Origin of the sequence: Nostoc sp. (genome assembly GCF_036919815.1) — a bacterium.
GTDB lineage: Bacteria > Cyanobacteriota > Cyanobacteriia > Cyanobacteriales > Nostocaceae > Nostoc.
This window is the reverse complement of sequence record NZ_JBALCE010000011.1, coordinates 119,182-134,791: the sequence shown is the minus strand read 5'-3', so window position 1 is coordinate 134,791 and position 15,610 is coordinate 119,182. Positions and strand designations below refer to the sequence as shown.

Here is a 15,610-nt window from a genome sequence, read left to right as displayed (position 1 = left end):
ACTTTAAGTTCTGAGTCCTGAGTTCTGAGTCCTGAGTAGCAGAAAGTGCTGAATGCCAAGCTTTATAGGAATTGGAAATGTGAGAACTCGTAAGCATCATGCTTATATATCTTCACTCTTGACTCCTCTTCTCACTCAGCACTCAGCACTCAGCACTCAGCACTCTATTACGCTGCTGCTTTGAAGGTCTTCTTGTATTCGGTGAGTGCTTCCTTCAAGGCAGTTTCTTCTGCGTCACCTAGTGCTTTAGATGCTTGTACGCCTTGTGCATACTGGGTTTTCCCAGTCTTTAAGTATTCCCGCAGACCTTTGGTAAAGGTGGTTACTTGATTTACAGGAACATCATCTAAGTAGCCATTAATACCAGCGTATAAAATTGCCACTTGTTCGTATACCGAGAGGGGTGAATTTTGTGGCTGCTTGAGGAGTTCGCGCAACCGTTCACCCCGTGCCAACTGGTCTTGAGTGGCTTTATCTAAGTCGGAAGCAAATTGGGCGAAGGCTTGCAGGTCGTCAAATTGCGCTAGTTCCAATTTAATCTTACCGGCAACTTTTTTCATTGCCTTGGTTTGAGCCGCAGAACCCACGCGGGATACGGAAATACCAGGGTTTACAGCCGGACGGATACCAGAGTTAAACAGGTCAGAAGACAGGAATATCTGACCATCGGTAATCGAAATTACGTTGGTGGGGATGTATGCTGAAACGTCACCAGCTTGGGTTTCGATAATTGGTAGGGCGGTCATACTGCCTTTACCTAATTCGTCACTCAGCTTTGCTGCTCTTTCTAACAAGCGGGAGTGGATGTAGAATACATCTCCAGGGTAGGCTTCGCGTCCGGGTGGACGACGCAGCAGTAGGGACATTTGCCGATAAGCTTGGGCTTGCTTGGAGAGGTCATCGTAAATTACTAGGGTAGCTTTACCCTTGTACATAAAGTACTCAGCAATACTTGCGCCTGTGTAGGGAGCTAGGTATTGTAGGGTTGCTGGTTCACTGGCACTAGCGGCGACAACGACGGTGTAATCCATCGCGCCTTTTTCTTGCAATGTCTGCACCACGTTAGCTACGGTGGAAGCTTTTTGACCGATCGCAACGTAGACACAAACTACATCTTCTTCTTTTTGGTTGATGATCGTGTCAATAGCGATCGCAGTTTTACCGGTTTGGCGATCGCCAATAATCAATTCCCGTTGACCACGACCGATGGGAATCATTGAGTCAATCGCTGTGATACCCGTTTGCATGGGTTCGTGTACAGACCGACGGGCAATGATACCGGGTGCTGGAGATTCAATCAAACGGCTTTCTGAAGTCTTGATATCTCCTTTACCATCAATCGGACGACCCAAAGCGTCTACAACTCGTCCAATTAAAGCTTCTCCTACGGGTACTTGGGCAATTCTCCCGGTAGCGGTTACAGTACTACCTTCTTGAATTTCCAGCCCTTCACCCATAAGCACCGCGCCCACGTTGTCTTCTTCTAAGTTCTGGGCGATGCCAATTGTGCCATCTTCAAATTCTAATAGTTCCCCAGACATCGCCTTTTCCAGACCATAAATCCGGGCAATACCGTCACCTACTTGTAGGACAGTACCAACGTTAGCAACTTTTACGTCTTGGTCGTATTGCTCGATTTGTTGTTGGATAATGCTGCTAATTTCGTCAGGTCTAATTGATATGCTCATGTGTCTATCTTTTTTGGTTTCGAGACGGAATTCAGTGCTGAGTTAAGAGTGAGTAGTGATGAGTTAAGAATTATGAGTTAAAAAAGCAAAGGTTAAAAGTCAAAATAAATTACTGTTACTTAACTCCCAATTCCTAACTCCTGTACAGACGCGATTAATCGCGTCTCTCCTAACTCCTAACTCTTGTACAGACGCGATTAATCGCGTCTCTAATCCTAACTTTCTAACTACTGGTTAAGCGCAATGAAAGACGGCGTAACTGACCCCGAATACTGGCGTCAATTACCTGCGAGCCTACTTTAATGATCACACCACCAATTAACTCGTTGTCTACCTTGGTTTCTAGTTCTACCTGACGAGCATTCGTGATGGCAATGACCTTTTGGATGATTGCCTGCTGTTGAGCTTCTGTGAGGGGAACGGCTGAAATTACTTCCGCTAATACGGTTTGATTCAGCTGCCGCAACAGCGCCAGATATTGTTGAAAAATTGATTCCAAGAAAGCAATGCGCCGTTTATCTACCAGTATTAGCAAAAAATTGCGTAAGTAGGTGTTAGCGCCTTCACCGAGTATTTGTTTGATCAGAGCTTTTTTGTTCTCAGACTGAATAAACGGGTTGCTGAAGAAGTTTTCTAGCTGTTTGTCTGCTCTCAGCAGTCCCAGGAAAGTACGCGCATCTTCCCCGAACTCTTCTGTCAAATTTTTCGATTGCGCTATTGACAAAAGTGCCTGTGCATAAGGTTGAGCTACTTCGGCTGCTGCTACTTTGCTTGTCATACATTGCCTCCGAGTTGTGCGATGCTGCGGTCAATTAAACTTTGTTGAGCATCGTCGGCAATCCCGCTTTTGAGTTGCGATTCGACTTTTTGCAATGCTAGTGTAGCAACTCGTTGCCGCAGTTGAGCGATCGCTCGATCAGTTTCAGTGTTTAAATCTGCTGCTGCTGTTTGTTTCAAGCGTTCTACGTCTTGCACTGCCTTCGCTAACAAGGCTTCTTTCGCCTTTTGAGCGTTTTCTTCGGCAGATTTGCGGATGCGTTGTGCCTCTGCCTGAGATTGCTTCAACTGCTCTTGGGCTTTGGATAAGGCAATCTTTGCCTCTTTTGAGCGCCCTTCTGCTTCCTGAATTGCGGTGGCAATATTGGATTGTCGCTCGTTCAGGATCTTGCTTAAAACTTTCCGTCCGAAGTAGAATAATATGCCAACCAGAATCGCTAGATTTATCAGGTTGGTTTCAAAAATGTCTAAGTTTAGACCGAAACCACCTTCTGCTGCGCCTTCTGCCAATTCAGAGTGAACAGCGTTTGCTTCTGCGGCAATTAATAAGAATGTGCCCATGATACCCATTTACAAGTGCGCTGCTCGCTTGCTAATACGTTAGTATTTTCCCAAAGGGAAATAAAGTATTTTTTCCCGTAGTAAATAAAGTATCTTTATCTAGTAGGGAAAAAGTGCCTTTTTTTGACACTTAATTAAGCGCTCTGGACTAGTGCCCAGTTGCGCGTATAGCTTTGATAGAACCAGTCTTGTTAGCTTATCTAACTAGAGTTGGCCCCAATAGTTTTTCTAGAATCTGCCTGCTTAGAGCATCAACTCGTTGCTCTAAGGTATGTAAAGCTTCCTGCTTTTGTTGTTCTATTTCAACAGCAGCTTGTTCTCGTTGAGACTGAGCTTCTTTTTGGGCTTCAGCGATTTTCTCGGCAGTAATTTTCTTGGCTTCTTGTTGAGCTGCTTCGACAGTAGCTTGCGATTGTCTACGAGCATCTGCGAGTTGCTGCTCATATTCGGCGGCTAAACGCTCGGCTTTTGCCAAGCTTTCCTTTGCCTCAAGAGTATTCGTTCGGATATAATTATCGCGATCGTCGAGTACCTTGGTCAGTGGCTTATAGAAAATTACATTCAACAAAGCTGCCAATAGCAGGAACTGCAATGCCATGAAGGGCAAGGTAGCATTGAAATCAAACATTTCTCTCCTCTTTGGCTGGAGTAGCAGTTTTCATGGCTAGCAACATCATCCAATCTTTCATATTTTAGAAACCCAGAGCCAACAAGGGGCAAGGGATTTGGGATTTTAGATTGACGACTTCAAATTGATACTGTCCGCAAGCCTGCGTAGTTCAGAGATTTTAGATTGACGAGTTTAGATTTGAGAGCAGGCATAGCTCAGGGGCAAGTACCGAAAACTCTTGATAATCCAAAATCGTTCGACTGAGCGTAGCCTTACCCTTCCGGGGAAGCAAGCTACGCGTAGCGTTCCGCAGGAAAGTCCAAAATTGGTAGTCAACTTACATCAGAATGACTTAATGCCCAAAATATTTAGATGGTAGAGGCGTGATGATTCACGTCTCCACACGAAAAAAAACTTTTAGGTCTTATCCTGCGAAGGGATTAGCAAACAGTAGTACCAGGGCAATAACTAGACCATAAATAGTCAGGGATTCCATGAAAGCCAAGGTTAATAGCAGAGTACCGCGAATTTTTCCTTCTGCTTCTGGTTGACGAGCAATACCTTCTACTGCTTGTCCAGCAGCATTTCCTTGACCAATTCCAGGGCCAATTGCAGCTAAACCAATCGCTAAAGCAGCAGCGAGAACTGAAGCAGCTTGTACTAATGGGTCCATGTTGATTTTCCTTGGTTTGATTACAAAACTAACAAATGTACGTTAACGAATAGAAACGTGTTTTTCACGCTGCACCGGGTTCTTTGATCGCGCTTTGCGATGTTTTGAGCGAACATGCTCTTGGAACTGTGCTATCAACTGAGAAGTTTAATGCTCCTCATGCTCTTCTTCACCATGTCCGGCGATCGCCTCATGAATGTATGCTCCAGCTAGGGTAGCAAAAACCAGGGCTTGAATGGCACTGGTAAACAAACCCAAAGCCATTACAGGTAGAGGTACAAATAGAGGAACTAGCAGAACCAGCACCGCTACTACCAATTCATCCGCTAATATATTGCCAAATAGCCGGAAGCTTAGGGAGAGGGGCTTTGTGAAATCTTCGAGAATTGCGATCGGCAATAGAATGGGTGTCGGCTCTATATATTTCTTAAAGTAGCCCAAACCACGCTTGCTAAAACCTGCGTAAAAATACGCTAAAGAGGTCAGCAGTGCCAATGCAACAGTCGTATTGATGTCATTTGTGGGAGCTGCCAATTCACCCGAAGGCAGCTTGATGAGCTTCCAGGGAATTAACGCCCCTGACCAGTTCGATACGAAAATAAACAGAAACAATGTGCCAATAAATGGCACCCAAGGGCGGTAATCTTTCTCACCTAGTTGGTCTTTCGCCAAACCACGAATAAATTCTAGGGCATATTCCATCAAATTTTGGATGCCACTGGGAATTCTTTGTGCATTACGAGTAGCTGCTATTGAAGCCACTACTAAAATGCTAATCACAAACCATGAGGTGAGAAAAACTTGCCCATGAATTTTAAGATTGCCCAACTGCCAGTAGAAATGTTGACCTACTTCTAATGCGGCAAGGGGAAAAGAATTAAAGGCGTTTAAGACACTAAGCATTTGCATTCTTCAAGCATTTTCCCCAACGATCGAGGATGGGATTACTATGTTTGTGAGCCTGACTTTTTAAGAATCAGGAATGAACGCAATTTGCACCATATAGACGAGTAGCGTGGCTTTGTAAGTCAGAAATCCCAAAAAAATGGGGAGAATCTGTAGCTCACGCCATTGAGTTGCCACGATCATCACTCCCATAAACAGAGCAAAACGAGTTTTGCTCAGACTGGTTTTCTCACTACCGAGCTGCTCAACGTCTTTAGCCAGCATTTTTAAGTAAACCACACCTGTACACGCCCCAATTAAATAATTAAGGGCAATGTTCAAGGAATAAAAAATCCACACAGAGATAAAAATAACCCCCGTCAAGACAAGCGTGATTACCAACAATCGCTGGAAGAGTTGATGGAACTCTTGCATGGACTTACCTGATTCTGTGTCTTCAGAACCAGTTTTAGCATCTTGTTGCGTTGTCGGAGTGGGCGCAATTGATTCGTCAGACAAGCTCACGAGACTTGAAACCAGTACAGCTAAATTATGATGACTGCACATTCAGTCAGCTGAATCATATCACGATCCGGTAACAATACTTTAGGGAAAAACAATTAACTTTTGCCAAGGTTAGACAGTCAGTAAAGTCGCGTCCCCAGAAGCGAGAGAGCGGCTGATGATGTGAGGGACTCAGGGGGTGAATAATCAATAATCGCTGCCTGAAAATTCAAAATTTCTTCCAATTCCAGCTTTTTTGAGGAAATAATTGTCCTCTAAAGTCCTGAGATAGCATCTTGGTGTTTGATCAAGTCGGTGTAAATAAAATCAGCTGGTGCTTGAGGAGTATATGGACATACCGCAAATCAGAAATCGCAGAGTAGCGGCTTGTCATTAAACATTGCACCACTGCTGAATTCCAGAAAACTCCAACTTTTGGGATGGACAATACCCGTTTCTGGGACACTTTTCTAATTTACATTAATTTACCAAAAATAGTGATGGGCGATCGCTCCTGACCACCAGTATCAATTTATTTTGTTAATTCAGTATCCGAGTGCAGTCTAATTAAGCAGGTGTTAATAAAATCAGCTGTTGCTGAAGAAGCGTTTTTACCCCATCCAATCCTAGTTCTACACCTGCCAAAATCTCTGCAACTGTGGAATTATTATCACACTTTTGCATAAATTCAAACTCTGCTACTGATAAATTAACAATCTGGTAATCGTAATTAAAGAAACATTGACTGGGAAATCCTTCAATACAAGGATTAAGTTCAGGAGTCGCCGTCAATAGAGTGTTATCGTCTGTCCAATCGGCTTTGATTAAGGGAGGACGACCAAGGAAAAACTCGTAATGAGTTACTTCTGGATCTAGTAATTCTATCAGACGGTAAAGCTGGCGTTGGCCTTGCCCGCCGCAGGCATCGCTCAAATCTTTTACGCGTTCTACTAACTCTGGTGCTTTGCCCAAAAGTCTCTGCAAATCCCAGAAACTCGGATTCGAGAAACCAATAAACTCCAATCCGGAAGCATCTATTAATTCAAACAGCGTCTCAATGTTGTAGTCAATTTCCTGGGGATGAACGTACATATCAGCAAAGTTTTCATCCTTGTGGTTTTCTAGTGACCAACGTTGTTTATCGTATTTGACAATTCGGTTATTTTCTGGTAAAGAAGCGAATATTTGTCGCCCGACTTGGACACCATCGCGGTAGTCGCCTTTTTTGTCACCTTGAATAAGTGCGATCGCTTTTTGCATGAGTTGAATTTCCCAGCGTCCCAATTCTCCATACACAAAAATGTGCATCAAGCCGCCTGGGGCTAACTTCTTCGCCAAAGCTTGAATACCACCAATGGGATCAGGGGTATGATGCAAAACACCAACGCAATTAATTAAATCAAACTCACCCGGTAACTGTTCCACATCAAACAAGCTGAGGTGATGAAATTCAACGCGGGTAGCCCCTGAACGCTGACAACGCTCTTTGGCTATAGCCAAAGCGCCAGTACTCAGGTCAATTCCCACAACAGAAGCTTGAGGATTGAGGTGAACCAAGTACTCTGTACCCACACCAGTACCGCAACCTGCATCTAAAATCCGAATATCTTGCTTTTGGGGTTTTTGACCTGTGCAGAAGTTATGAGCGGCTAGCCAATTCCAGCGCCAGTTGTAGCCTGGAGGTGGTTCATCCAACAGGGCTTCCGGCGGAAAGGGGTAGGTATTGTAGAGTTTGGCAACAGCAGCACTAACAGTTTGAGAATCGGACATGATCAGGAATAACGCAGTATTTCTGAGTTTACCGGATAGTGGTTGACTAGGGCAAAGGTTACTATTGCTTATTTCCTGCTACTTATTCAACAGCAAAGTCTGTAAATTCGCGTTTATAAGGAGCGTGAAAACCTAATACAATATCTTTTTTAGGGACTCCAGCCGCGATTAATTCGTTAGCGATGCCGATTTCTGTACCATCTCTTTGTATCCAAAATTTTGTGTCTTTGATATCAACATGAATAATGACTCCATAAATTCTCCTTTGTTCTTTCCAGCCAATATTTAAGACTTGATAATGATGGCGTTCTGCGTCAAACAACAGTTGAACTTCTGAGCCATTAGCCACGTCATTAGCAGAATGGTTACTTAAAATATCTTGAATTATTTGAGAGTAATTTATTCCTTCCATAAAACAACGTCCTGACTTAAGGAATTAAATATTAAAAGTTTAATTTGATATTCTTTTAAAGAATCTTGAATAAATTGACGTGAGAAAAAGTCTTGGTATGTATCTTGGCTAATAGCTAGATATAAAATGCGTTCTGGTTGTTCTTTTTTTAATGCTAGCCGATAATTCAGGGTTTGACCTAAAGCGAGATGAAATTCCGTTACTTCAGATGCACCTACAAATGATTTAACTTCTACAGCTATTTTTTGACCTTGTTTTTGTGCTGCTAATAGTCTTTCTGCTCCTAAATCCACAAAAAATTCAATGTCATCAACTTTCAGATGCAGTGGATCATGGGTAATCATCCAACCATCTTTTTCTAAAGCAGTGCGGACAGACTGATGAAATATATCTTTAGATGGCATAGGAAAATTAGCATTTAATAACAATATAGATAGATATTTTTGGCCATAAATTTATGTTGATTGATTTAGGGTTTTACCTTGTTCTAATTAAAGTCTACAGAAATGAGCTTAGTAATCAATATGTCTGGCGTTTATCTATACAATGTTATTGTTTATAGTTTAACTCAACCAGGGTTTAAATATACCTCCAATGATTTACAACCAATCCGAATTTAATTTGCGCTGTGAATGGGGACCACAAGCAGTTGCTGAACTCGCTCCTATCAGTGATGTAGTTGTGATAGTTGACGTTCTCTCTTTTTCTACCTGCGTGGAAATTGCCACCAACAATGGCGCGATAATTTTTCCCTATGCAATCAGAGATGAATCTGTTATAGATTATGCCAAGTCAGTGCGAGCAGAGTTAGCAAGTCATAGACAACGTTGGACTACAACAGGATATTCTCTCTCGCCAAAATCGGTGGTTCAGATTCCGGCTGGAACTAGACTAGTTTTACCCTCACCTAATGGTTCTTTTATGACCTTACATACAGGGAATACACCAACTTTGGCTGGTTGCTTGCGAAATTGCCAAGCTGTGGCGCAGTTTGCTCAAAAGTATGGCGATAAAATCGCTGTGATTCCTGCTGGTGAGAGGTGGAAAGATGATGGTAGCCTACGTCCTGCATTTGAAGATTTAATTGGTGCTGGGGCAATTCTCAGTTATTTAAATGGTAGTCTATCACCAGAAGCTGAAGTGGCTGTGGCAACATTTCAAGCTTTCCGGCAAGATTTACTGGGGTACTTGAAAAAATGCAGTTCGGGTAAAGAGTTGATTGAAAAAGGTTTTGAGTCAGATGTTGAATTATCAGCAACCTACAACGTTAGTGATTGCGTGCCTTTGTTTACTGATAATGCTTATATCAATTACAGGCTACAAGCTTAATTAAATGTCGCATTGATTGGTTTGACAATATTTGGCATTATTTATAAACTCTTGCAACTTATTCAAGGGAATTATCTGAAATGATGACCCACCCTTTACCTCAGCAGCAATGTAAGCAAACTTTTGCCCGCGATAAAACTGGTCACGTCCAATTTTGGTGACATATCGAGACTTCTGGAAGTCATTGGCAATATTAGAATTATAAATATTTTGTAACAATTTCACTGCTTTGGCATTTTTTGTGGTGAATTTGAGGCTTGAGTCACCACTAACGGTTATTCCTTCTTTAGTCACTGTCCCATTTTGAGAAGTGACATCAGCATAAAAGTATAAATTTCCCTTTGTACCTTCATAGCCGTGGGCTTCGCTGTTGTATCTCAGAGTTGGTAGTTGAGGTCTGGTCTTTGCCCACTTAACAACACTGTTAATGTTTTGTTCTGGAAGTGCATTTGCCGGAGTCACAGCTAAAATAACTGCGATCGCAGACAGGGTAACATTGAATAAATAGTTAAATTTACAACTTTTGTCCATAGTATTTTCCCTGTATGTAAATACTGATATTTACAGATTAAACCACTACAAATTAAGAATTACTTCCAGCCCGCTATCAGTTGTAAGTATAAATTTATTAGTGTTAAAAATAACTTAACATCGTCTAATGACCACTGTCCAGTGACTAGGAAGCAGGAGAAGCGAGGAGAAGTTAAATTTATCAAGAGCAGATGACGGGATGGAAAAAAAAGAAATCGGTAGACAGTTCTCAACCTCCTACTTAGTTACAAAACTTATATTTTATCTCAGGCAAACCGAGGTATGCATTTTAAGATTGGATACATTTGAGATCGAGGTTCTATACACTTCTTAATAAACCAGCTTTGAGAACGCAAAACGTTCTAATCTAAAAGCTAACTGGGTTAATTTACTGGCACTTTTGCAGGCAGTACTTTCAAGTTCATAAAGCATAGACATACCGATGTGTCAAGCCTCAAAACGGCCCAGACTTAACATATAAACGATTATGATGGGAGTTTTACAAAGCCGATGAGTGTTAAGGCGAGTGGTGGAAGCTCAGTTGCGCGTCCGCAACTATATCAAACCCTAACTGTAGCCACAATTACCCAAGCGGATCAGCAAGACCGGTTTTTGGGAAATGGTGAATTAAATGAACTGGCAAGCTATTTTGCATCTGGTGCAAAGCGTCTAGAAATTTCCCAGACGCTGACCGATAATGCCGAAATTATCGTATCTCGCGCTGCGAACCGGATTTTTGTCGGTGGTTCGCCAATGGCTTTTTTAGAAAAGCCCAGAGAAATAGAAATAGTACCTGTTAGTGCTGGTGCTAATGTTCAGCAAGGGATGCAACTAGGAACTGTAACCTACGTTGAAAGTCGTGGTGGGTTTCTAGAAAATTTACGCTCAATCTTTAACTCATCTCCCAGCGGCCCGACACCCCCAGGTTTCAGACCAATTAACATTGCTCGTTATGGTCCGAGCAACATGGCCAAGAGCTTGCGGGATTTATCCTGGTTCTTACGTTACGCTACTTATGCGATCGTTGCTGGCGACCCCAACATCATAGCGGTGAATACACGGGGTTTGCGAGAAATAATTGAAAATGCCTGCTCTGGTGAAGCAACGCTAGTAGCTTTGCAGGAAATCAAAATCGGGTCACTTTCCTTTTTCCGCAACGATGCTGAGGCTACAGAAATTGTGTCTCAGTACATGGATGTTTTGTTAACAGAATTCAAAGCAGCCACACCTTCAAATAAAGTGCGTCAACGCCCTTCTAGCGACCAGCAAGGGTTGCAACTGCCACAAATTTACTTCAATGCCGCAGAACGACGTCCCAAGTTTGTGATGAAAACTGGGTTATCAGCTAGCGAAAAAAATGAGGTAATCAAGGCTGCATATCGGCAAATCTTTGAGCGTGACATTACCCGTGCTTATAGCTTGTCGATATCTGACCTAGAATCTAAGGTGAAGAATGGCGACATCTCCGTGAAGGAGTTTGTCCGTCGTCTAACTAAATCTCCCCTTTACCAAAAACAGTTTTACCAGCCTTTTATTAACAGCCGAGTCATCGAACTAGCTTTCCGTCATATTCTAGGACGAGGCCCAAGTAGCCGCGAAGAAGTACAAAAATACTTCTCGATTATTTCTAACGGTGGTCTACCAGCCTTGGTAGATGCCTTAGTAGATTCTGCTGAATACGGCGACTATTTTGGCGAAGAAACAGTGCCCTACCTCCGGGGTCTGGGTCAAGAAGCACAAGAATGTCGCAACTGGGGACCGCAGCAAGACCTGTTTAACTATAGTGCGCCTTTCCGCAAGATACCTCAGTTCATTACCACATTTGCTGCTTACGAGCAACCCCTACCAGACCAACATCCTTACGGTTCTGGAAATGACCCCTTGGAAATTCAGTTTGGGGCGATTTTCCCGAAAGAAACTCGCAACCCCAGCACCCGTCCGGCTCCTTTTGGTAAGGATACCAAACGTATCCTGATTCACCAAGGAGCAGGGATTAATAACCAAAATAGCAATCCCAAGGCGCGGGGTGAAGCTCCTGGTACTCTTGGCCCCAAGGTGTTCAAGTTAGACCAACTGCCTGGTACTATTGGTAAAAAGGCTATTAAAGGTTCTAGCGTCAAATTCTCCGAAAGCTCCACGCAAGCAGTGATTAGAGCTGCTTATTTGCAAGTTTTCGGTCGGGATCTCTACGAAGGTCAGCGCCCGAAGGTATTGGAAATTAAGCTGGAAAACGGCGACATCTCTGTGCGGGAGTTTATCCGCGCTTTGGCTAAGTCGGATGTATTTCGCAATCTCTACTGGACATCGCTGTATGTTTGTAAAGCGATCGAGTATATTCACCGCCGCTTGTTGGGTCGTCCAACCTATGGGCGTCAAGAAATCAACAAGTACTTTGACATCGCTTCAAAACAGGGCTTTTACGCCGTGGTTGATGCGATTATTAACAGCGTAGAATACAACGAAGCATTTGGTGAAGATACGATTCCTTACGAACGGTATCTGACTCCTGGTGGTGTAGCCGGGCGACAATTGCGCGTTGGTAGCATTGGCGAAGATATCGGCATCAAAGTCCAGAAGGAAGTAACGCCGAGCTTTGTGACACTGGGTACAGTCACAGAAAACCGGTCAGAACCAGATATTCAGTTCCGCATTAACCAAGGTGTCAGTAAGCAACGGGAACAAACCAAAATCTTCAAGCTGGTATCCAATATCAGTGACAAAGTTGCAGTCCAAACTTTGATTAGCGCTGCATATCGTCAGATTTTTGAACGTGATATTGCACCCTACATCGCCAAAAATGAATTTACAAAATGGGAAAGCAAGCTGGGGAATGGCGAAATCAGTGTGAAGGAATTTATTGAAGGTTTGGGTTACTCTAACCTCTACCTGAAAGAGTTCTACACACCCTACCCCAATACCAAAGTCATTGAGTTGGGAACTAAACACTTCCTCGGACGTGCGCCATTAGACCAAGCAGAAATCCGCAAGTATAACCAGATTTTGGCTACTCAAGGTATTCGTGCCTTTATTAGTGCCCTGGTAGAAAGTGTGGAATATAACCAAGTGTTTGGTGAAGATACGGTGCCTTACCGTCGCTTCCCCACCCTACCTGCGGCAAACTTCCCGAATACGGAGAAGCTGTATAACCAGCTTACTAAGCAAAACGATGAGGTAGTTGTACCGAGCTTTAAGCCAGTGCAACCGCGCGTCGGAGTTAGTAACGATACACCGCTTTCGACGCAGGCGATCGCAGATATAGCAGCGCAAGCAAATGGTCTAAACCAGAGCCAGCCATCCTTTGCTGATCTGGGTCGTTCCTACAACGATGGTAGCGACCAATCTGTGGAACTGGGTGTACGTAAACATTCACGTATTTATCGTCTAACGGAAAGTACCAACCAAGCTGAAAGACAACAGGCAATCAACGCCATTTACCGTCAAGTGTTGGATGTATTTAGCGAGGAAGTGCCTGATAATTTCCGCCGTCCTGACCTAGAGGGCAAACTCCAAAATGGTGAAATTTCCATCCGGGAGTTTGTGCGTGAACTAGCCAGTTCCGAAATCTATCGCCAGCGCTTCTTATCACCTTATCCTCATGCCAAGGTGATTGAGTTCCTCTTCCGTCACCTGTTGGGGCGTACACCCGCAACTCAGGAAGAAATTCGTCAGTATAACCAGCTGCTGACCGATCGCGGTTTGTCAGCTGCTGTAGAAGCAATAATCGAAAATCCAGAATATAGCCGCTACTTCGGTGAAGATGTTGTGCCTTACAACCGCTTCCCATCTTTAGCAGCAGGTAACTACCTGGGCAGTGTAGCGGTTGATTAGGGATTAGGGATTAGGGATTGGGTACTGGGGGCTAGGGACTTAATTCTCTTCCCAATGCCCAATGCCCAATGCCCAATGCCCCATTCGTAACCTTTCGTAATATAACTCTCAGATTGCAGCTAAAACAGTGAATTCTGAAAAGCAATATTACAAAGTGTTAAGAACAGTCATAAATGCTCAACAGAATACCGGAAAATGTTTTGCGGAAGGTAATTGAGTTTTAAAGCTTGTCTACTTATGTTGACTCAGGCGAACTCGTAATTTATTAGCCGTAGCAGTGATGAACTGTTGTGTCTAAAACGACGAGAAAACAAACTCAGTAAACCAAATTTAAAGTCGCACCAGTTTAATCAAATCCTGGTTTCATTCGTATTGGAGGAATCCATTAATGAGTATCGTCACGAAAGCTATCGTGAATGCTGATGCAGAAGCCCGCTATCTCAGCCCTGGTGAGCTAGATCGGATCAAATCCTTTGTTGCAAGTGGTGAGCGCCGTGTACGGATTGCTCAAGTTTTGTCAGAAAACCGGGAACGGCTAGTTAAGCAAGCTGGCGATCAACTGTTCCAAAAGCGTCCTGATGTTGTGTCTCCTGGTGGGAACGCTTACGGTCAAGAATTGACTGCTACTTGTCTGCGTGACTTAGATTACTACCTCCGTCTCGTTACCTACGGTATCGTTTCTGGTGATGTTACACCTATTGAAGAAATTGGTGTTATCGGTGTCCGCGAAATGTACAAGTCCTTGGGAACTCCTATCGATGGTGTTGCTGAAGGTATCCGTGGATTGAAGAATGTCTCTGCTACCTTGCTGTCTGGCGAAGACGCTGCTGAAGCTGGTAACTACTTCGACTACCTAGTTGGCGCCCTACTGTAGGGTGAAACTGTTTACCTACTGAAACAGAAGTATTGCAATACGGTTGGAAATAAGGAATTAACAACATGGCTCAAGACGCAATTACCGCTGTCATTAACTCCGCAGACGTTCAAGGTAAGTACCTCGACTCTTCTGCTTTAGAGAAGCTAAAAAGCTATTTCTCCACTGGCGAACTGCGGGTACGTGCTGCTAGCACCATCAGCGCCAACGCTGCTGCGATCGTCAAAGAAGCTGTAGCAAAATCTTTGCTATACTCTGACATCACCCGTCCCGGCGGCAACATGTATACTACCCGCCGTTATGCTGCTTGCATCCGTGACTTGGACTACTACCTGCGCTATGCTACCTACGCGATGTTAGCTGGCGATCCTTCCATTTTGGATGAGCGTGTACTAAATGGCTTGAAGGAAACCTACAACTCCTTAGGTGTTCCTGTTGGTGCTACTGTGCAAGCTATCCAAGCAATTAAACAAGTAACCGCTAGTTTAGTTGGTTCTGATGCTGGTAAGGAAATGGGTGTTTACTTAGACTATATCTCTTCTGGCTTAAGCTAAGAGCTAGTTTGCGCTTAAGAATTTAGGTGCGGCTTTATTAAGGTCTGGAAATCAAGCGTGAGTGCTAGAACGTTATATTGCTTATCTTGGTAAATTATCAGTGATGAGTGTTGGTGGTCTAGTATTTATGTTTGATTTCCAGCCTTTGAATGATTAAAAGATTTGCACTCAAGATTTTGAGATAAAAAAAGTTTTCACAAAGTATACAGGAGATTTTCAGAATATGTCCCGTTTGTTTAAAATTACTGCTCTAGTTCCCAGCCAAACCCGAATTCGTACCCAACGCGAACTGCAAAATACTTATTTCACTAAGCTAGTTCCCTATGAGAACTGGTTCCGCGAACAGCAACGCATTCAAAAAGCAGGCGGCAAAATTATCAAGGTGGAACTGGCAACTGGTAAGCAAGGTGCTAATACTGGCTTGTCGTAATTTTGTAAATAGAAGATTATTTTAGGGAATTGGTAAGAGGTCGAAAAAGACCTCTTTTTTGTTGCTTGGATTTTTGAAAGTTAGAAAATGCGATCGCTCATTGGTGATTCTGTTAACAATCCTTGCATGATCATATCTCCTAAAAGCCAAGCAGTTAATCGGATTAAGTCATTGAGTTATATTA

Annotated in this window: 15 protein-coding genes and 1 pseudogene; 5 read left to right on the top strand and 11 right to left on the bottom strand. The window is 43.3% G+C overall.

What is annotated here, in order from left to right; translation table 11 throughout:
• Positions 1–167: 167 nt before the first annotated feature.
• The 10 genes from atpA to V7K15_RS03850 all read right to left on the bottom strand — a co-directional run bounded on the left by atpA (position 168) and on the right by V7K15_RS03850 (position 8,284).
• Entirely contained in the window at positions 168–1,688 is a 1,521-nt protein-coding gene (gene atpA / locus V7K15_RS03895; RefSeq protein ID WP_334903162.1) for a F0F1 ATP synthase subunit alpha, read from the bottom strand.
• Between the two features lie 223 nt (positions 1,689–1,911).
• Positions 1,912–2,466, bottom strand: coding sequence for an ATP synthase F1 subunit delta (gene atpH, locus V7K15_RS03890; RefSeq protein ID WP_334903160.1), 555 nt, complete (start codon positions 2,464–2,466; stop codon positions 1,912–1,914).
• The gene (locus V7K15_RS03885) at positions 2,463–3,035 is read right to left on the bottom strand and encodes a F0F1 ATP synthase subunit B (protein WP_334903158.1); all 573 of its coding nucleotides are present in this window, start codon (positions 3,033–3,035) and stop codon (positions 2,463–2,465) included. Before V7K15_RS03885 ends, atpH begins: the two co-directional genes overlap by 4 nt.
• 187 nt (positions 3,036–3,222) lie before the next feature.
• A complete protein-coding gene (locus V7K15_RS03880) occupies positions 3,223–3,654 on the bottom strand; it encodes a F0F1 ATP synthase subunit B' (RefSeq protein ID WP_292801681.1) in 432 nt (143 codons plus the stop codon).
• Between the two features lie 406 nt (positions 3,655–4,060).
• A complete protein-coding gene (atpE, locus tag V7K15_RS03875) occupies positions 4,061–4,309 on the bottom strand; it encodes an ATP synthase F0 subunit C (protein WP_196521630.1) in 249 nt (82 codons plus the stop codon).
• Between the two features lie 147 nt (positions 4,310–4,456).
• A complete protein-coding gene (gene atpB, locus V7K15_RS03870) occupies positions 4,457–5,218 on the bottom strand; it encodes a F0F1 ATP synthase subunit A (RefSeq protein ID WP_334903157.1) in 762 nt (253 codons plus the stop codon).
• A 60-nt stretch (positions 5,219–5,278) separates the two neighbouring features.
• On the bottom strand, positions 5,279–5,761 hold the full coding sequence (locus V7K15_RS03865) for an ATP synthase subunit I (protein WP_292801677.1): 483 nt from the start codon (positions 5,759–5,761) through the stop codon (positions 5,279–5,281).
• 504 nt (positions 5,762–6,265) lie between these two features.
• Positions 6,266–7,468 carry a class I SAM-dependent methyltransferase gene (locus tag V7K15_RS03860; protein WP_334903155.1) on the bottom strand — a complete coding sequence of 401 codons (1,203 nt, stop codon included), beginning with the start codon at positions 7,466–7,468 and terminating at the stop codon, positions 6,266–6,268.
• 82 nt (positions 7,469–7,550) lie between these two features.
• Positions 7,551–7,880 (bottom strand): XisI protein, encoded by a 330-nt coding sequence (locus V7K15_RS03855; RefSeq protein ID WP_334903153.1) that lies wholly within the window; start codon positions 7,878–7,880, stop codon positions 7,551–7,553.
• A complete protein-coding gene (locus V7K15_RS03850; protein ID WP_334903151.1) occupies positions 7,868–8,284 on the bottom strand; it encodes a XisH family protein in 417 nt (138 codons plus the stop codon). Before V7K15_RS03850 ends, V7K15_RS03855 begins: the two co-directional genes overlap by 13 nt.
• Before the next feature lie 190 nt (positions 8,285–8,474).
• On the opposite strand from V7K15_RS03850, the gene V7K15_RS03845 reads away from it, so the two are divergent.
• On the top strand, positions 8,475–9,209 hold the full coding sequence (locus V7K15_RS03845; protein WP_334903150.1) for a 2-phosphosulfolactate phosphatase: 735 nt from the start codon (positions 8,475–8,477) through the stop codon (positions 9,207–9,209).
• On the opposite strand, the gene V7K15_RS03840 is transcribed toward V7K15_RS03845, so the two are convergent.
• Positions 9,210–9,740, bottom strand: a complete 531-nt coding sequence (locus V7K15_RS03840) for a hypothetical protein (RefSeq protein WP_334903148.1) — start codon at positions 9,738–9,740, stop codon at positions 9,210–9,212. It lies immediately after the preceding gene.
• A gap of 510 nt (positions 9,741–10,250) precedes the next feature.
• Here V7K15_RS03840 and V7K15_RS03835 point away from each other — a divergent pair.
• The 4 genes and pseudogenes from V7K15_RS03835 to V7K15_RS03820 form a co-directional block, all read left to right on the top strand.
• Positions 10,251–13,556: pseudogene (locus V7K15_RS03835) on the top strand (phycobilisome rod-core linker polypeptide); the annotation flags it as partial.
• A gap of 400 nt (positions 13,557–13,956) precedes the next feature.
• Entirely contained in the window at positions 13,957–14,442 is a 486-nt protein-coding gene (apcA, locus tag V7K15_RS03830) for an allophycocyanin subunit alpha (RefSeq protein WP_292826785.1), read from the top strand.
• 65 nt (positions 14,443–14,507) lie between these two features.
• Positions 14,508–14,996, top strand: a complete 489-nt coding sequence (gene apcB, locus V7K15_RS03825; protein WP_292801661.1) for an allophycocyanin subunit beta — start codon at positions 14,508–14,510, stop codon at positions 14,994–14,996.
• 223 nt (positions 14,997–15,219) lie between these two features.
• Positions 15,220–15,426, top strand: coding sequence for a phycobilisome linker polypeptide (locus V7K15_RS03820; RefSeq protein ID WP_012411143.1), 207 nt, complete (start codon positions 15,220–15,222; stop codon positions 15,424–15,426).
• Positions 15,427–15,610: the final 184 nt, after the last annotated feature.